This window comes from Hymenobacter sp. YIM 151500-1 (genome assembly GCF_025979885.1).
Taxonomy (GTDB): Bacteria; Bacteroidota; Bacteroidia; order Cytophagales; family Hymenobacteraceae; genus Hymenobacter.
The window spans coordinates 1,368,665-1,384,775 of the sequence record NZ_CP110139.1; the positions used below are offsets into that span (position 1 = coordinate 1,368,665).

The 16,111-nt window shown below is 62.4% G+C and carries 16 protein-coding genes; 8 read left to right on the top strand and 8 right to left on the bottom strand.

Annotated features, from left to right (window positions below; genetic code table 11):
* Positions 1 to 2 precede the first annotated feature (2 nt).
* A complete protein-coding gene (gene xerD, locus OIS53_RS05640) occupies positions 3 to 905 on the bottom strand; it encodes a site-specific tyrosine recombinase XerD (protein WP_264681422.1) in 903 nt (300 codons plus the stop codon).
* A gap of 174 nt (positions 906 to 1,079) precedes the next feature.
* Here xerD and aroQ point away from each other — a divergent pair, with 174 nt between their 5' ends.
* The 6 genes from aroQ to OIS53_RS05670 all read left to right on the top strand — a co-directional run bounded on the left by aroQ (position 1,080) and on the right by OIS53_RS05670 (position 6,091).
* Positions 1,080 to 1,526, top strand: coding sequence for a type II 3-dehydroquinate dehydratase (gene aroQ, locus OIS53_RS05645; protein ID WP_264681423.1), 447 nt, complete (start codon positions 1,080 to 1,082; stop codon positions 1,524 to 1,526).
* Positions 1,527 to 1,770: 244 nt separating this feature from the next.
* A complete protein-coding gene (locus OIS53_RS05650) occupies positions 1,771 to 2,838 on the top strand; it encodes an aminotransferase class V-fold PLP-dependent enzyme (protein ID WP_264681424.1) in 1,068 nt (355 codons plus the stop codon).
* Between the two features lie 147 nt (positions 2,839 to 2,985).
* On the top strand, positions 2,986 to 3,546 hold the full coding sequence (locus OIS53_RS05655; RefSeq protein WP_264682307.1) for a MarC family protein: 561 nt from the start codon (positions 2,986 to 2,988) through the stop codon (positions 3,544 to 3,546).
* A gap of 113 nt (positions 3,547 to 3,659) precedes the next feature.
* Positions 3,660 to 4,127: a ribonuclease HI gene (rnhA, locus tag OIS53_RS05660; RefSeq protein WP_264681425.1), complete on the top strand. Its 468-nt coding sequence runs from the start codon at positions 3,660 to 3,662 to the stop codon at positions 4,125 to 4,127.
* Positions 4,128 to 4,191: 64 nt separating this feature from the next.
* On the top strand, positions 4,192 to 5,316 hold the full coding sequence (locus OIS53_RS05665) for an acyltransferase family protein (RefSeq protein ID WP_264681426.1): 1,125 nt from the start codon (positions 4,192 to 4,194) through the stop codon (positions 5,314 to 5,316).
* A gap of 52 nt (positions 5,317 to 5,368) precedes the next feature.
* On the top strand, positions 5,369 to 6,091 hold the full coding sequence (locus tag OIS53_RS05670) for a tRNA1(Val) (adenine(37)-N6)-methyltransferase (protein ID WP_264681427.1): 723 nt from the start codon (positions 5,369 to 5,371) through the stop codon (positions 6,089 to 6,091).
* Positions 6,092 to 6,112: 21 nt separating this feature from the next.
* Here OIS53_RS05670 and OIS53_RS05675 read toward each other — a convergent pair whose 3' ends face one another.
* The 3 genes from OIS53_RS05675 to OIS53_RS05685 are packed head-to-tail and all read right to left on the bottom strand — an operon-like array spanning position 6,113 to position 9,162.
* Positions 6,113 to 6,832: an ATP-binding cassette domain-containing protein gene (locus OIS53_RS05675; protein ID WP_264681428.1), complete on the bottom strand. Its 720-nt coding sequence runs from the start codon at positions 6,830 to 6,832 to the stop codon at positions 6,113 to 6,115.
* The gene (locus OIS53_RS05680; protein ID WP_264681429.1) at positions 6,825 to 7,784 is read right to left on the bottom strand and encodes a hypothetical protein; all 960 of its coding nucleotides are present in this window, start codon (positions 7,782 to 7,784) and stop codon (positions 6,825 to 6,827) included. Before OIS53_RS05680 ends, OIS53_RS05675 begins: the two co-directional genes overlap by 8 nt.
* A 4-nt stretch (positions 7,785 to 7,788) precedes the next feature.
* Positions 7,789 to 9,162, bottom strand: a complete 1,374-nt coding sequence (locus OIS53_RS05685; RefSeq protein WP_264681431.1) for a saccharopine dehydrogenase C-terminal domain-containing protein — start codon at positions 9,160 to 9,162, stop codon at positions 7,789 to 7,791.
* A 246-nt stretch (positions 9,163 to 9,408) separates the two neighbouring features.
* Here OIS53_RS05685 and cdd point away from each other — a divergent pair, with 246 nt between their 5' ends.
* Positions 9,409 to 9,897: a cytidine deaminase gene (cdd, locus tag OIS53_RS05690; RefSeq protein WP_264681432.1), complete on the top strand. Its 489-nt coding sequence runs from the start codon at positions 9,409 to 9,411 to the stop codon at positions 9,895 to 9,897.
* A gap of 130 nt (positions 9,898 to 10,027) precedes the next feature.
* The gene (locus OIS53_RS05695; RefSeq protein ID WP_264681433.1) at positions 10,028 to 10,687 is read left to right on the top strand and encodes an alpha/beta hydrolase; all 660 of its coding nucleotides are present in this window, start codon (positions 10,028 to 10,030) and stop codon (positions 10,685 to 10,687) included.
* A gap of 375 nt (positions 10,688 to 11,062) precedes the next feature.
* Here OIS53_RS05695 and OIS53_RS05700 read toward each other — a convergent pair whose 3' ends face one another.
* The 4 genes from OIS53_RS05700 to OIS53_RS05715 all read right to left on the bottom strand — a co-directional run bounded on the left by OIS53_RS05700 (position 11,063) and on the right by OIS53_RS05715 (position 15,752).
* Positions 11,063 to 11,812 carry an SDR family NAD(P)-dependent oxidoreductase gene (locus OIS53_RS05700; protein WP_264681434.1) on the bottom strand — a complete coding sequence of 250 codons (750 nt, stop codon included), beginning with the start codon at positions 11,810 to 11,812 and terminating at the stop codon, positions 11,063 to 11,065.
* A gap of 26 nt (positions 11,813 to 11,838) precedes the next feature.
* Entirely contained in the window at positions 11,839 to 12,657 is an 819-nt protein-coding gene (gene porT / locus OIS53_RS05705; RefSeq protein WP_264681435.1) for a type IX secretion/gliding motility protein PorT/SprT, read from the bottom strand.
* Complete coding sequence (gene ubiE, locus OIS53_RS05710; RefSeq protein WP_264681436.1) at positions 12,606 to 13,334, bottom strand: bifunctional demethylmenaquinone methyltransferase/2-methoxy-6-polyprenyl-1,4-benzoquinol methylase UbiE; 729 nt, start codon at positions 13,332 to 13,334, stop codon at positions 12,606 to 12,608. Before ubiE ends, porT begins: the two co-directional genes overlap by 52 nt.
* Positions 13,335 to 13,463: 129 nt before the next feature.
* Entirely contained in the window at positions 13,464 to 15,752 is a 2,289-nt protein-coding gene (locus OIS53_RS05715; protein WP_264681437.1) for an OmpA family protein, read from the bottom strand.
* Positions 15,753 to 16,111 lie beyond the last annotated feature (359 nt).

Here is a 16,111-nt window from a genome sequence, read left to right on the forward strand (position 1 = left end):
CCTCAGCTCCGCGGGTGAAACTCGGTGATGACCTGGCGCAGGTAGTCCCGGTCGAGGTGGGTGTAGATTTCGGTGGTGGTGATGCTTTCGTGACCCAGCATTTCCTGCACGGCCCGCAGGTCGGCGCCGCCTTCGATGAGGTGGGTGGCGAAGGAATGGCGAAACGTGTGCGGGCTGATGCTCTTTTGAATGCCGGCCCGCTCGGCGGCGGCTTTGATGATGGTGAACACCGACACGCGCGAAAGGCGGGAGCCGCTCTTGTTCAGAAACACGGTGTCTTCGTGGCCGGGCTTGATGTCGAGGTGGGCGCGCACGCCTTGCAGGTAAAAGCCCAGGTGTTTCAGCGCGTCGCGGCCGATGGGCACGAGGCGCTCCTTGTTACCCTTGCCCGTGACGCGCACAAAGCCCTGGTCGGCGTAGAGATTGGACAGGCGCAGGTCCGACAGCTCGCTCACCCGCAGCCCGGAGCTGTAGAGCACCTCCAGAATGGCCCGGTTGCGGGTGCCTTCCGGGGTGCTCAGGTCGATGGCGCCGAGCAGCTGCTCGATTTCCGGGTAGCTGAGCGTATCGGGCAGCTTGCGGCCGATTTTGGGCGCGTCCAGCGTGTCGGTGGGGTCCAGCGTGAGCAGGTCTTCCATGATGAGGAAGCGGTAGAAGGCCTTGATGCCCGACAAGGTGCGCGCCTGCGAGGTGGCCGACATGCCCAGCCCGCCGAGCCAGGCCAGGAAGTCGCGCAGGATGCGGGTGGTGACCTGCTGGGGCGAGGCCGGCAGCTTCTCCAGCTCCAGGTACTGCCGCAGCTTGTGCACGTCGCGCACGTAGGCCTCCACCGAATTCGCCGAAAGAGACTTTTCCAGCTGAAGGTACCCTTCAAACTGCCTGATGGTAACGGGCCAGGTGGACATAGTAGTAGGGAATTGGGGACTTCGGAACTTAGATTCCTACACGTGCCCATTGCAAAAGAAAAAGATAATTCGCGAAGATACGGGCCGTCCTGCTGCGGTCAGGAGCGCCTATTACCTTTACTCCTACTCAGGTTTCTAAGACCCCAAGACCCCAAGACCCTAAGTCCCTACTTCATGCACATCCTCCTCCTCAACGGCCCCAACCTCAACTTGCTCGGGCGGCGCGAGCCGGGCATCTACGGCACCCGCTCCTTCGAGGACTACCTGCCGGAGCTGCGCGAGGCGTTTCCGCAGTTCGAGCTGGAATACTTCCAAAGCAACCATGAAGGCGAGCTGCTCGACAAGCTGCACGAGGTGGGCTTCAGTTACCACGGCATCGTGCTCAACGCCGGGGCCTACACCCACACCAGCGTGGCCCTGGCCGATGCCGTAGCCGCCATCAGCACGCCCGTGGTGGAGGTGCACCTGAGCAACCTGCACGCCCGCGAGGAGTTCCGCCAGAAAAGCCTGCTCGGCCGCCACTGCGTCGGCAGCATCAGCGGCTTCAAGCTAGAAAGCTACAAGCTGGCCTTGCACTACTTCGACGGCTTGCGTCCGAAACGAGTGGGATTTAAGGTGTGAGGTGATGGGGTGACAGGTGACAAGTGACAGGTGACAAGTGAGGTCGTCCTGCTGAGCGCAGTCGAAGCATCTCTACCGCGGGCTAACCTCAATCGTGCGGACGAAGCGGTAGAGATGCTTCGGCTCCGCTCAGCATGACGGTCTACTTGTCACCTGTCACTTGTCACCTGTCACCTGTCACCTGTCACCCCATCACCTCCTCCCCTCCTACCTTTGCGCTTCTTCACGTTTGACTTTCGCACCTATGTATACATTCAATCCCGGCCCTTCGCAGGTGTACCCGCAGGTGCGGCAGTACCTGCAGGATGCCTTTGACGAAGGGTGGCTGTCGGCCCCGCACCGCGGGGAGCGGTTTGTCCAGCTCATGCGCCAGACTGTGGCCGAGCTGAAAAACAAGCTCAACGTGCCCCAGGACTACACCGTGTTCTTCATGAGCTCGGCCACGGAGTGCTGGGAGGTGCTGACCCAGAGCCTCACGCCCACCAAGAGCTTTCACCTCTACAGCGGGGCCTTCGGCGAAAAATGGTTCGACTACGCCAAGGCCCTGCGGCCCGCTACCACCGGCCTGCGCTTCGGCCTCGACGAGGTGCCCGACGCCCACCACCTGCCGGGCCTTGACGAGCAAACCGACCTGGTGTGCATCACCCAGAACGAAACCAGCAACGCCACCCAGCTCCGCGACGGCGTGGTGCTAAACCTCTACAACCGCCTGCCCGGCAATGCGCTGCTGGCCGTGGATGCTACCTCGTCGCTGGCCGGCATTCAGCTTAAGTACATCAAGGCCGACATCTGGTACGCCTCGGTGCAGAAGTGCTTCGGGCTGCCGGCCGGGCTGTCGGTGATGCTGCTCTCGCCGCGGGCCCTGGAGCGGGCCCGGCGCCTCAACGAGCGGGCCCACTACAACTCGCTCACGGCGCAGTACGAGAAGATGCTCAACTTCCAGACCACCCACACGCCCAACGTGCTGGGCATCTACCTGCTGAGCCGCATGTTGCACGACCGGCCCGCCATCAAGGCCGTGCACCAGCACGTGCAGGACCGCGCCACCAAGCTGTACGACTACTTCGACCAGGCCACCCAGCTCAGGCCCCTGGTGCAGAACCCCGAAACCCGCTCCACCACGGTTATCGGACTGCAAGCCCCGGCCCCGCTTATCGACGAAGTGAAGCGCCGCGCCCTGGCCCAGGGCCTGCAACTCGGCAGCGGCTACGGCTCCTGGAAGCCCACCAGCCTGCGCATCGCCAACTTCCCCGCCATCCCCGACGCCGCCTTCGAGCAGCTCGTTCAGTTCTTCGCCCGGGAGTTCTCCTGACCACAGATGACGACGGATGAAAAAATGGATAGAACGGATAAAACCGGAACTCTACTCTACAATCCGGTTTATCCGCCTATTTATCCGTCAGCATCCGCGGTCCTCATCCGTTTTCATCCGTTGTCCATCCGTTCTCATCTGCGGTCCGTGTTTAGCTTCAAGGAAATAGCCTCCGTCACGCTCACGCTGTTTGCCATTATTGATATTTTGGGTTCCATCCCAATTATCATCCAGATTCGGCAGCGGGAGGGCAAGATTAACTCCGAGAAAGCCACGCTGGTGGCGGGGGCGCTGATGATTGCCTTTCTGTTTCTGGGGCAGAGCATCTTGTCACTGTTCGGGGTTGATTTTCAGTCGTTTGCCCTGGCCGGGGCCATCATCATCTTCCTCATTGGCATGGAAATGATTCTGGGCGTGGAGCTGTTCAAGCACAATCCGCTGGCGGCTACGGGCTCCATTGTGCCGCTGGCGTTTCCGCTCATCGTGGGGGCCGGCACCATGACCACGCTCCTGTCGTTGCGGGCGGCCTACCAGTTGCCCAACGTGCTGGCGGGCATCCTGTTCAACCTGGTGTTTGTGTACCTGGTGCTGAAAAGCTCGGCCTGGATTGAGCGCAAACTCGGCAAAGCCGGCGAAGACATCCTGCGCCGCGTGTTCGGCGTGATTCTGCTGGCCATTGCCATCAAACTGTTTAAAAGTAATTTTTAGGGACTTAGGGTCTTGGGGGCTTGGGGTCTTGGTTGACGTTCTATTACAGATGGATGTGGTCAGAACGTCAACCAAGACCCCAAGCCCCCAAGACCCTAAGCCCCCAAGACTCAATGATCTACCTATTCACCGACGGCTCTTCGCGGGGCAATCCGGGGCCGGGGGGCTACGGGGCCATTCTGCGGTTTGGTCAGCACGAAAAGGAGCTGACCCAGGGCTTCCGCCTCACCACCAACAACCGCATGGAGCTGCTGGCCGTGATTGTGGGCCTGGAAGCCATTACCCGCCCCGAGCTGCCCATTACCGTCGTCACCGATTCGCGCTACGTGGTGGACGCCGTGGAGAAGCGCTGGGTGTTCGGCTGGGCCCAGAAGCCCGACTTTGGCAAAAAGGCCAACGAGGACCTGTGGCGGCGCTTTTTGAAAGTGTACAAGCAGCGCACCGTGCAGTTTCGGTGGGTGCGCGGCCACAACGGCCACCCCGAAAACGAGCGGTGCGACCAGCTGGCCGTCTGGAGCGCCACCCAAGGCCAGCTGCTCATGGATGAAGGCTACGAGCTGATTGAAGCCAAACGGGGCTGACGTGAAATTGCACGTCAGCCCCGCGCCGCATGGCCCGTTGCCTACCGTTCTACCACTTGCTTATATGCCCACTACAAAAACGTATGCGCCGGCCCTTACGGGCCTGCGCGCCCTGGCAGCTTTCCTTGTCTTTATTTTCCACTATCGAACTGAGTTGGCGCCGGCTACCACCCGGCCCGGCCAGGTTGTACTGGCTTTCATCAGCGAGTTTCACATTGGCGTCTCTATTTTCTTTACGCTCAGCGGCTATCTGCTTTGCCGCCGCTACTTCGACCAAAGCCCGGCTACCCGGCAGGAATTTAGCACTTTCTACCTGCGGCGGTTTGCGCGCATCTACCCGCTTTTTTTCCTGCTTACCGTTGCGTACTTCCTGCTCGACCCGACGCAAACCGGCATGAAGGAAGCCACTTGGCAGCGTCATTTTGTTGCCAATATCACCCTGCTGAAAGGCTTTTCCGAGGGGCTGTATCTCACGGGCATCAGCCCTAGCTGGTCGTTGGCGGTGGAGGAAAGCTTTTACTTGCTTATCCCGCTTCTCTTCGTTCTGGCGCAGCGGTACACAATAGCCATCTGGGTGCTTTGCGTCGTGTATCTGGCCGGTCTGGGGCTTGTGCTGAGCTACTTTGTAGCGGAGTTTGGCGTTCTGGAAACTCCGCGGTTTGTGCTGGTGGGCACTTTTCTGGGCCGGAGCGCCGAGTTTCTGATTGGGGCCGCGTTTGCGCGCCTCCTGCCCGCCCGGGTGCCCCACGCTACCCGGCTGGGACTGGCTACGCTGGGCGCCGTCTTGCTGGTGCTGGTGGTTGTCAAGCTTTTCCTGCAGTTGACGGTCAGTATTGAGAGCCTGTGGGGCGTGGCAGTCAACAACTGGCTGCTTCCTTGGGGAACCGGCCTGCTGCTGCACGGCCTCGCCACTCAGCCCGGCGGGCTACTGCAGCATCTGCTCAGCACCCAGCCGGCGCAGGTCCTGGGCAAAAGCTCTTATGCTTTCTATCTTTTGCACATGGGCATGCTTCCTAACCTAGTGCTGCCATTCTTCAAAAGTCATGTGCCGTTGTTCTGGGCTATTTTGGCGTATTGCGTACTGGCCTGGGTGCTTTCTATCGGGTTGTACTATCTGGTCGAATCCCCCCTGCACACACTTATTTTGCGGCTAGGCTCCGCCAGGAAGTCTTCCACCCAACCAGCGTAGCGCCCGGCCTTCATCTTGGTTTTGCGGGCCGATACGCTTCTTCCTGTACGCAGTGCCCAACTCTTACTTTCAGTTCAAGCAGTTCCGAGTAGAGCAGGGCGAGTGCGCCATGAAGGTGTGCACCGATGCCTGCGTGCTAGGCGCGGTGGCCGACGTGGCCGAAGCGCGGCGCATCCTGGACGTGGGCACGGGCACCGGCCTGCTGGCCTTGATGGCCGCTCAGCGCAACCCGCTGGCCCGCGTTGAAGCGGTGGAGGTAGATGAGGCTGCCGCTGCGCAGGCGGCGGCCAACTTCCGGGCCAGCCCCTGGGCCGCGCGCCTCGCCCTACACGCGCAGTCTTTGGCGCAGTTCGCCGCTACCGGTCCTGCTCCTTTCGACCATATTCTCTGCAACCCGCCCTTCTTCCGCCATTCCCTCCGCTCCCCCGATTCGGGCCGCACCACCGCCCGCCACACCGCCCCCGACACCCTGCCCTTCGCCGAACTGGCCCGCTTCGCCGCCGACTACCTCACGCCCGAAGGCCGCCTCACCGTGCTGCTGCCCCCACCCGAAATGCAGCACTTCGAGCGGGCTGCTGCCTTGCTGGGCCTCTCCCCCGCTTCCCGGCTGATAGTTCGGCACCGCCCTGGCAGCAAGCCGCTGCGCCACATCACGGCCTTTACCCGCCGTACCGGTTCAGCTCAGGCGGCCGAGCTGGCTTTGTACGAAGCTACTGGCGACACGTATTCGGCGCAGTTTCGGGAGCTGCTGGGGCCGTTTTACCTGGCGCTCTGAGCTACAGCCGCACCGTTGCCGCTAATTTTCTGCCGGCTCCTGCTTAAGCGGCAGCAGCGTACTTAGGCGGGCCAGCTTGTCCTGGTGCAGCGTGTCGAGCAAGTCGGTGGAGAGGCGGGCGAAGTCGGTGGCGGGGTAGTGGCGCAGCACGCGGCCGTCGGCCAGCACGGTTATTTCGTCGCACAGTTCGGTGAGGGAGCCCAGCAGGTGGGAGGTCAGTAGGATGCCCACGCCCTGCCCGCGCAGGCGGCGCAGCACCTCCATCAGCAGCAGGTTGGTGCTCAGGTCGAGGCCGTTGAAGGGCTCGTCGAGGATGAGGTAGCGGTAGTCCTGCACCAGCAGGGCCAGCAGCGCCAGCTTCTTTTTCATGCCGGCCGAGTAGGTTTCGGCGTACTGATTGAGCGGCAGCTCCAGCAGTTGGTTCCAGGGTTCCAGGTCGGGTACGGGCCGGCCGCGGGCTTGCAGGCAGAACTCCACGTACTCGCGGCCCGTCAGGCGCGGATAGAAATACGGCTCGTAGGGCAGCAGGCCGGTAGTGGGCCGAATGGGCCGGCCGTGGGTTTCGCGGATGATGCCCTGGTAGTCGTGGTGCAGGCCGTAGAGGCAATGCAGCAGCGTGGTTTTACCCGAGCCGTTGGCGCCCACCAGCCCGTGCAGCGTGCCGGGCCGCAGCGTCAGGTCCACGTGGTGCAGCACGGCCTGGTCCCCGAAGGCTTTCTGGAGGCTGCGGATTTCAATCATGACGAAAGTGGGAAAGACGGCGGCTACTCTTCCACAGCAGCCCCAGCAAGCAGGCCACCAGCAAAGCCAGGTACGCCGGGTTGTTACTCAGGATAGATAAGCCCACCACCACCACACCCGCCTGGGCCAGTTGGGCGAGCAGGGCCTGGGGGTAGAAGGCATATTTGGCCAGCACCAGCATGGTAAGCACCACGGCGCACCAGGCCAGCAGGCCCGCCGTGCCGGCCCAGCCCGCCGGGCCACCGGCCAGCACCCAGGCCAGCGGGGCGCTGGTCAGCCCGAAATACAGCAGCCCCCACCCTACCCGGCCGCGCAGCCAGGCAGCCGGGCTCCGTAGCACAGCCAGCAGCTGCGGCCACGGCTCGGGCGTGCCGTACAGCGGCACTAGCAGCAGCAGCCACGCTACCAGGGCCAGCGCCGGGCCGGCTGCCGTGGCGCGCGTGTAAACACTTACCCCAAGCAGGCCGGCCCAGGCCACCAGCAGCCCGCGCCGGCCCCCACTCACCCACTCAAACGCCACACTCCGAAATAAGCTACGGCGCCGTGAGGAACCGGTGCCCGCCGTAGCCGCCGGCAGCCAGGCAACAGCGGCAGCTAGCGCCACGGTAAGCAGCGCCGGCCCCCAGCGGCCCCACGCCAGCAGCGCCAATGCCGCAGGAGTGGCCAGCAAGCTATACTCAGCTGCCAGGCCTGGGCGCGGTTGTGGCATTGTCAGGGCCAGGAAGGTGAGGTCGGCGCGGCGGCGGTGGCCGCTGGCCACGAATAGGGCTACTGCGGGCGGCACCAGCCAGCTGGTTGCGGGGCGGGCGGCAGCCGTAGCCAGGGCCCGCGCCAGGGCCAGCCCCAGCAGCAGGCCCAGCGCCACCAGCCGCCACCAGCCCAGCTCCCGCAGCTGCCGCCCCACCACCCGCGCTCGTAGCCGCAGGTAAGCCTGCACTTCAGCCCGGCCCATACGCTTACCGGCTCAGGGCCGCTGGCTGCCCCACTGCCTGTTTCTCTTCCACAAACCGGATTTCGTACTCCTGCTCCAGCTCCCGGAGGATGGGCTCGTACAAGTCGGGCAAAGTAGGAATGACCACGCCCCGCTGCGGCAGCTGGCCCTGCGCCAGGCGCCGCACAGCCATGCCCAGCGGCAGGCCCACGGTTTTGGCCATGGCCGTGGGCCCCTGCACGTCGCCCAGCACCACTAGCGACGACGTAGCCCGGTACGCCTGCCCCGCCAGCTCGTAGCCGAACTGGTGCTGCATGACAATCATGTCCTGGTCGCCGGGCTGCAGGGCCCAGCGGGCCGTAAGCAGGCGCTCCAGCAGCTGGGCAGGGGTGGCGTCGGCCAGGCCCACGGGCGTGTCGGTGAACAGTCCCAGCCAGTGCAGGCGCTCCAGCTCGGGACCCGTCGGGCTCAGGCCCAGGTAGGAAGCCAGGCGGGCGGGCAGGGCCGGCCCGGTGCCCCCGGCCGGCAAGTAGGACTCCACCAACGCGGCCCAGGTCAGGTCGGCGGAGTTGCCCAGCCGCGCGGTGTCGTCGGTGAGGCCCAGGCGCACCAGGGCGTGCCAGGCGGCGCAGTAGCCGGGGCGGCGCAGGGTGCCGCGCAGCATGGTCGGAATGCCCTCCAGCCCGTACGGCGTCTGGTAGCTCAGGGAGTCGCGGTTGGCGTAGCCCTCAAACGTGCCGTAGCCGGGCACTTCCAGGGTTTCGGTGCGGGCAAACAGCTGCTGGTACGGAATGTAGCGCGGGTGGCCGTCTTCCACGTACTTAGCCGTGCCCTGCCCGGCCAGCACCACGTTGCGCGGGTTCCAGGTAAACTTGTAACGCCACGGATTGTCGCCCTCGGAGCCGGGCGCCAGCAGCCCGCCGCAGTAGGAGCGAAACGCCGTGACCCGCCCGCCGCGGGCCCGCACCTCGTGCAGCACCCGCATGGCCGACATATGGTCGAGGCCGGGGTCGAGGCCACATTCCATGAGCAGGGTGACGCCGGCGGCGCGGGCTTCGGCGTCCAGGGCCCTGATTTCTTCGCTTACGTAGCTGGCCGTGGCCAGGTGGCGGCGGTGGCGCAGGCAGGCCTGGGCTACGGCGCCGTGCCACAAGGCCGGCAGCATGGAAATCACAATATCGGCCCCGGCTACCAGCGCGTCCAACAGAGTTTCGTCGTGCACGTCGAAGGCTACGGCGCGGGCGTAGGGCGCGTGGGCCGCCAGCACGGGCGCCAGGTGGCTGGGCTGCACGTCGGCCACGGTCAGCTGCCAATCTTCGGTGGGCGCGTGGCGAAGCAGGTAGTCAATCAGGGCCGAGGCCGAGCGGCCAGCGCCCAGCAGCAGCAAACGGGTGCTCATACACAGGCAGATAGTGGGTGGGGACGCAGCCGGAGCCGTCGGTTTTGGTGGCCAGAGCAGCCACCGGCGCCAGCGTTGCGCCGCCAAGTATCGGCAAATCTGCGCAAAAGAATCGGTGCTACGTTGCGGCCGTGCCACAGGCCGGCAGTGCGCTAGGGGGTGTTGCGGAATTATTGCCTACATTCACCGCCCCTTTTCACTGTCCGGGGCCGCGCGCCGGTGCCGGACCGCCCCTTCCCGCCACTCATGGCCCACCCGCTCCACCTGACTATCACCGTGGAGGTTGTCGCTTCCGAAGCCGACCTTACCCCCGCCGAAGCGGTTACCTGGCAGGCCGCCCGCGCCGCCACCAACCACTCGTACGCGCCCTACTCCCGCTTCCACGTGGGCGCGGCCCTGCTGCTCGACGACGGCACCATCTTCCGGGGCACCAATCAGGAAAATGCCGCTTTCCCTTCCGGCCTCTGCGCCGAGCGTACGGCCTTGTTTGGCCTGGCCGCCGCCCACCCCGAGCGCCGCATCCTGGGCATGGCCGTGGCTGCCCGCCCCGCCACCGGCGACTTTGTGCCTATCACGTCCTGCGGGGCCTGCCGCCAGGTTATGGCCGAGTACGAGCACCGGCAGAACCAGGCTATTCCGCTGCTGCTGCCCGGCCCCGACGGCTCCATCTACCGCTTCCGCTCCCTCAGCGACCTGCTGCCCTTCGGTTTCTCCGCCGACGACTTGCCGGGATAAGGTCTTAGGGTCTTGGGAGCGTAGGGGCTTAGATGACTGGTAACTACAGGGCAGTCATTCTCGTGCGCTGCTGAAGGATGGCAGCACACATCAACTTCCCATTTTACTATCTCACTCCTCGCCCCCTCCCATGCTCACTGCCCACGAACACCACTTGCCCGTTACGCGCACGGCCCGGTATTACCAGCTGGGCGAACTATCGGGCCAGACGCGGCAGGTGTGGGTGGTGTGCCACGGGTACGGACAGCTGGCGGCCTACTTCATTCGGCACTTTGCTCATCTGGCAGCTGCCGACCCAGGTTTGGTGGTCGTTGCGCCGGAAGGTCTTTCGCGCTTCTACTTGCAGGGCACCGGCGGCCGGGTGGGCGCCACCTGGATGACGCGGGAAGACCGGCTCACGGAAATCAACGACTACGTAGCCTACCTCAACCAGCTGACTGCGGCCCTACGAGCTCAAGCCCCGGTTGGTACTCCTATAACAGCCCTTGGCTTTTCCCAAGGGGCGGCCACCATCAGCCGCTGGCTGGCCCAGGCCGATTTTCGGCTGGCCCACCTCATCCTCTGGGCTGGTGCTTTTCCGCCCGACATGGAGCTGCCCGTTGCAGCTCAGCTGCTGCGCGGGCTGCCTGTTACACTGGTGTGCGGCACGCAGGATGAGTTTATCAAGAATGAAGACCTGGAAAAACAGCGCGACTTTTTGCGCCAGCTCGGCGTGGAGCCCGTCATTATCCGCTTCGACGGCAAGCACACGCTGGATGCCGGCGTGCTGTCCTCATTGCTACACGCCTAAGCCCGACAAAGCAAAAACTCCAACACCACGCGCCGGAGCCTACAGTAGGTATCTGTAACAAAGCTGTTTAGAATCACCTAACCGTCCTGCTGAGCATGTGGCGCATCAAGCCAGCGTGCGCAGCCGCAGTCGAAGCATCTCTACCACTTCGTTGTACTGGTCTTGTCCTGCTGAGCTTGTCGAAGCATCTCTCCCGCTTCGTAAGGGCTGTTCGACGAAGCGGTAGAGATGCTTCGACAAGCTCAGCATGACGGTGGGGTGATTTCTAACTACTTCAACGAACGGCTAACCTCTTCTCATTTAGAACGCCAGAACGAACGGCTAACCTCTCACTTCTAGCCTCTCACCTCTACGAACCTCCTCTACGAACCTTCTCTACGAAGTGCGGCGCACCTGCGTGGCGGAGGCCTGGGCGGCAGGCAGAATCAACACTTCGGCCAAGTTGACGTGGGGCGGGCGCGTCACCATGAACTGAATCAGGTCGGCAATGTCTTCGGGGCGCAGGGGTTCCAGGCCTTGGTAGGTTTGGGCGGCGCGGGCCGTGTCGCCCTTGAAGCGCACCTGGGAAAACTCGGTTTCCACGAGGCCCGGATTCACTTCGGCCACCCGGATGTTCAGGGGTAGCAGGTCCATGCGCATACCCTGAGTGAGGGCGGCTACCGCCGCTTTGGAGGCGCAGTACACGTTGCCGTTGGGGTAGGTTTCGTGGCCGGCAATGGAGCCAATGTTGATGATGTAGCCCACCCGGCGCCGTTGCATGGCCGGCAGCACGGCCCGGCTCACGTAGAGCAAGCCTTTCACGTTGCCGTCGAGCATGGCGTCCCAGTCGCGCACGTCGCCGTCCTGGATGGGGGCCAGGCCGTGGGCATTGCCGGCATTGTTGATGAGCACGTCCACGTCCTGGAACTCAGTAGGCAGGCTGGCCACGGCGGCGTCCACGGCAGCCTGGTCGCGCACGTCGAAGGTGAGCAGGTGGGTGGGCACGCCTTTCAGCTCCTGGGCCAGCTCCTCCAGCCGCTCCCGGCGGCGGCCCGCCAGCACCAGCCGGAACCCGCTGCGGCCCAGCGCCACTGCCGTAGCCCGCCCAATCCCCGACGAAGCGCCGGTAATAAATGCCGTTTGCATATGGATACTGCGGAAAGTGCGGCCGGCTAGCGCCCCGACCAGATGTTGAGGTACAAGGTCACCGTGTTGCTTTTCATGCTCTGCAAGCTGCGCGTGTACACGTCGGTGGCGCCGGGCTGGTGCAGGTTGGTGAGGCCGTGGGAAAAGCGCAGCTCCGGCGAAAACTTGAAGTACGGATAAAACAAGTCCAGGCCCACGCCGTACTCCAGGGCCACGTCGGCGGTACCGGCCCGTATCACGTTGGCTTGCTCGTCGGTGCGGCGGCTGCCCAGGGTGAAGTTGGGGTTGACGCCGCCCACGATGTAGACCCGCGTGTTGCGCCGCCGCTCCGACTTTATCTTGAACAGCACCGGCAGGTCCAGCTGGGTCGTTCCCACTTCCTGGGTCTCGATGGTTTCAGGGTCGGCGGAGGTTTGCGGCGCGTAGCCGAAATCTTTATAATCGATACGCCGCGTCAGGAAGCTCACCCCCGGCGTGAAGGTCAGCGTTAGGTAATCGGCTATGCGCAAATCACCCAAAAAGCCCACCGAAAAGCCGGGGCTAACCGTAGAATTGGCCGAAACGCCCTGCTGGTCGGGGTAGCCGGGTGCCTGCTCAATCTTGTAGCGCGAAAAGTTGGGCGCCACGTACAGGCCCAGGTGCAGCCACCGGTCGTCGTAGCCGGGCAGGTTGTTAACCGTCACGGATTTCACCTGGCCGTTGCGGCCGCGCTTGGCGCTGGTTTGGCTTTTGCGCTGGGCCTGGGCCGTGAGCGGCAGCGCCAAAGCGGCTAGGGCCACCAGGCCCAGCCGGGCTACTTTTGCGCGGTGTAAATGGAGCTGATGCCGAACGTGAGGGGTTGCCATGCGGGAGAAGTAAAGCCGACTTTACGCAGAATGGCCAGAAAATCGGGGCCATCCGGAAATGCCTGCACCGACTCGGGCAGGTACGTATAAGCGGCGCGGTCTTTGGAAATGAGTTTGCCGAATACCGGCAGGATACGCCGAAAGTAAAAGTTGTAGGCCTGCTTCAGCGGAAACGCCGTGGGCTTGGAGAATTCCAGTACCACCAGCTTGCCGCCGGGCCGCAGCACCCGCCGCATCTCCACCAGGCCCTGTTCCAGGTTCTCAAAGTTGCGCACCCCAAATGAAGCCGTCACGGCATCGAAGTGGTTGTCAGGAAACGGCAGATTCTCGGAGTCGCCCAGTTCCAGCTGAATGCGGTGGCCCAGGCCTTTTTCGGCCAGCTTGCGGCGGCCCACTTCCAGCATACCTTCCGAAATGTCCACGCCCGTCACGTGGGCATCGGGGGCGGCGGCACGCAGGGTTTCGATGGCGAAGTCGGCCGTGCCGGTGGCAATGTCCAGCACCCGCGCCGGGCGCAGCTGCTTCAGCTCCCCCACCGCCTTGCGCCGCCAATAAATATCGGTCCCGACGCTCAGGAAGTGGTTCAGGAAGTCGTACTTCCCGGCAATGCTGTTGAACATCTGCGCCACCTGCGACTTTTTGCCAGCGGCGTCATCTTTGTAGGGTACTACGGACATGCTTCTTGGGGCGAACAACGAGGATTCGGGGGCGAAATTGCCCAAACATAACGTCCCACCCACCATTATGTTGAAAAAAAGCGGGCCGGGCATTATGCCCGGCCCGCTTTCGTCAGTAGCCAATGCTGCTTAGTCGTTGTCGGTCTTCACTTTGACCTTCTCGCCTTCTGCATCTTTTGCCTTCGAGTCAATCGTGCCGTCTTTGGTTACGGTCTTGCTCTTCTCGCCGGCGGGGCCTTCGGTTTTCACTTTCACCTTGTCGCTGTCCTCGTCCACTTTGGTTTTCACCTTGGTGCCGTCTGCCATTTTCACCTTGCTCTTGCCGGGCGTCAGCGGAGCAGCCGTGGTGGTCGTGGTAGTAGTTGCGTCCGTGGCGGTGGTAGTCGTGGTGCCAGTGGCCGTGTCGGTGCCGGTTGGGGCAGCGCCGCCGCTAACCTGCGGAGCAGTCTGGCCTTCCTGGGCTACCACGCGGAACTCCACGCGGCGGTTCAGCTGCATGTTCTCCGGCGAGTCGTTGGCCGCGGCCGGACGACGCTCCCCGTAGCTTACGGTTGCCATGCGCGTTTCGGCAATGCCCGACTTCTTCAGGAAGTTGAAGGCAGCGTTAGCACGGTTCTGGCCCAGCACCATGTTATACTCGTCGGTGTTGCGCGAGTCGCAGTGGCCCTCAATCGAGATGTTGATACCGGGGTTAGCCTTCAGAATGCCGCTGATGTTGTTCAGCTCGGTAATCGACTCCGGCCGCAGCTTGTACTTGTCGGTGTCGAAGTAGATTTTCTTGAAAGCAAACAGCGCCGCCGAAGTAGTGTCTACGTACGGTACGTAGAAGTTCTTCTCCACCACCGTCGAATCATTGGTCGAAATCGGCACGGCAAACTCCTGGGTCTCGATGTTCTTGCCATCCTTCGACACGGCCACTTGGTAGGTACGGCCCGAAAGCACGCTCACCTGGTAGTCGCCGGTTTCGGGCTTGGTTACATCGCGGTAGCTCAGAGCCGTTTTGTCGGCCTGGGTGCCGCTGAACACCAGCTCCACACCCGGAATTACGGTGCTGTCGCGCTGCGAGTACACCTTGCCCCGGATGATGGCGTTCTTGATGTAGTTGATGGTGTAGATGTCTTTCTCGCCGTAGCCCCCGATGCGGTAAGAGCTGAGGTAGGCGTAGGAACCATCCGGGCTCAGGCGGTAGTAGGTGTCGTCGTCGGGGGTGTTAATGGGGTAGCCCATGTTTTCGGGGCGGCCCCACTTGCGGCCCACCGAGTCGTACTCCGACTTGAAGATGTCGTAGCCGCCCATGGTGTTGTGCCCGCGCGAAGCGAAGTACAGGGTCTTGCCGTCCTTGCTCAGGTAAGGGCTGTCGTCGTCGTAGGGCGTGTTGATGGCGCCCCCGATGCTCTTGGCCGGGCCCCAGTCGCCGCCGGGCTGGCGGGTGGCAGAGTAGATGTCCAGCGTACCGTCTTCCGAGTATTTGCCGGTCGAGAAGTAAATGGTCAGGCCATCGGGCGTAATGAAGGCATCTGACTCGAAGGCTTTCGAGTTGATGTTGCCATTCAGCTTCTTGGGGTTGGTCCAGTCGCCACCGCTCTTCTCTGAGTAGAAAATGTCGCCATTCTCATCCTGGCGGTAGAGCAGCATCTTGGTGTCGTTGTCGAACACCTGAATGGAAGCGTCGTGGCCTTTGCCGTTGAGCACGGTGCTCAGCGAGCGAGGCTTCTCCCAGTTCTGTTCGTCGACGCGCTTGGCTTCGTAGATATTCTCATAGTATTGACCGTCAGCAGCAATAGCCCCTTTCCCCTTCTCTTTGCCTTTCATATCCTCGGCCACCGGCACATTGTTCATGTTGTCGGAGCGCGAGGTGAACAGCAGGATTTTATCGTCGGCCGAAATTACCGGGCTGTGCTCCGACCACTGCGTGTTGATGGTGGGGCCCAGGTTGTTGACGAAAATGTCCTTGGGGCTGTTGAACTGCACCTTGGCGTTTTTGCTGTGCTGAATCAGCTGGGCCAGCTCACGCTTGCGGCTGTCCTTGCTTTTCAACGTAGCATTGTAGGCCTGGAAGTGACCGATGGCCTCGTCGAAGTTGTAGTTTAGGTGGTCGACGCGGCCCAGCCAGTACTCCACGTCCTTGGCCACGTTCTTCTTCAGGCGCTGGGCCTTGTAGATGTAGTCGCTAGCCTTTTCCTTGTCGAAAGACATGTAGGCAATACCCGCCCGGAACAACGCCTGAGCGTTGTTTGGCTCCTTGGCCAACACTTGCTCGTAGAAAGGGATGGAGGCCCGGTAGTTCTCTTCATTAAAGAACTTATTGGCGGTCTTCAGCTGCTTGCGTGTGCTCTGGGCCAGGGCAGGCTGAGCCACAGCCGCCGTCAGCGCGAAGGCGCACGAGGCTTTCAGTAACCTTCTGACTAAGTTGTCCATTGTTGGAGGGGTTAAGGAAATAAGGAGTTGCAAAAAGAGGGTGGCAGAAACTAGGCCGCCAGGCGCGGGCTTATTTTCAGGAATTGCCCCTTATACTGAAAACCGCGCGTAGGGTTAAGCAGAACCAGTGTAAGGGGGATGTTGCGAGATAAATCAGGTGCGGTTCAGCACCTTATTTTTTCTGCAACGCAGATTTCAAAGAAAAGTCAATTGCGGGCAAAGATAGAAATTTTCTAATGCGACCTTTGCCGTATACAATTCACGAATCTGGCGGGCGAAAAGGGCTGCAAAACATGCTTTTCAACGTTGTAGATACGCAAAAAACAGTACTGCGAACCGCGCAAATATAGGTCAGCTTT

Excerpts from the sequence above, each read along its gene's own strand:
- OIS53_RS05715 (WP_264681437.1), bottom strand. The coding sequence starts at position 15,752 with ATGGACAACTTAGTCAGAAGGTTACTGAAAGCCTCGTGCGCCTTCGCG.
- OIS53_RS05665 (WP_264681426.1), top strand. The coding sequence starts at position 4,192 with ATGCCCACTACAAAAACGTATGCGCCGGCCCTTACGGGCCTGCGCGCC.
- OIS53_RS05650 (WP_264681424.1), top strand. The coding sequence starts at position 1,771 with ATGTATACATTCAATCCCGGCCCTTCGCAGGTGTACCCGCAGGTGCGG.
- OIS53_RS05685 (WP_264681431.1), bottom strand. The coding sequence starts at position 9,162 with ATGAGCACCCGTTTGCTGCTGCTGGGCGCTGGCCGCTCGGCCTCGGCC.
- xerD (WP_264681422.1), bottom strand. The coding sequence starts at position 905 with ATGTCCACCTGGCCCGTTACCATCAGGCAGTTTGAAGGGTACCTTCAG.
- ubiE (WP_264681436.1), bottom strand. The coding sequence starts at position 13,334 with ATGTCCGTAGTACCCTACAAAGATGACGCCGCTGGCAAAAAGTCGCAG.
- porT (WP_264681435.1), bottom strand. The coding sequence starts at position 12,657 with ATGGCAACCCCTCACGTTCGGCATCAGCTCCATTTACACCGCGCAAAA.
- OIS53_RS05675 (WP_264681428.1), bottom strand. The coding sequence starts at position 6,832 with ATGATTGAAATCCGCAGCCTCCAGAAAGCCTTCGGGGACCAGGCCGTG.
- OIS53_RS05680 (WP_264681429.1), bottom strand. The coding sequence starts at position 7,784 with ATGGGCCGGGCTGAAGTGCAGGCTTACCTGCGGCTACGAGCGCGGGTG.
- aroQ (WP_264681423.1), top strand. The coding sequence starts at position 1,080 with ATGCACATCCTCCTCCTCAACGGCCCCAACCTCAACTTGCTCGGGCGG.
- rnhA (WP_264681425.1), top strand. The coding sequence starts at position 3,660 with ATGATCTACCTATTCACCGACGGCTCTTCGCGGGGCAATCCGGGGCCG.
- OIS53_RS05700 (WP_264681434.1), bottom strand. The coding sequence starts at position 11,812 with ATGCAAACGGCATTTATTACCGGCGCTTCGTCGGGGATTGGGCGGGCT.
- cdd (WP_264681432.1), top strand. The coding sequence starts at position 9,409 with ATGGCCCACCCGCTCCACCTGACTATCACCGTGGAGGTTGTCGCTTCC.
- OIS53_RS05695 (WP_264681433.1), top strand. The coding sequence starts at position 10,028 with ATGCTCACTGCCCACGAACACCACTTGCCCGTTACGCGCACGGCCCGG.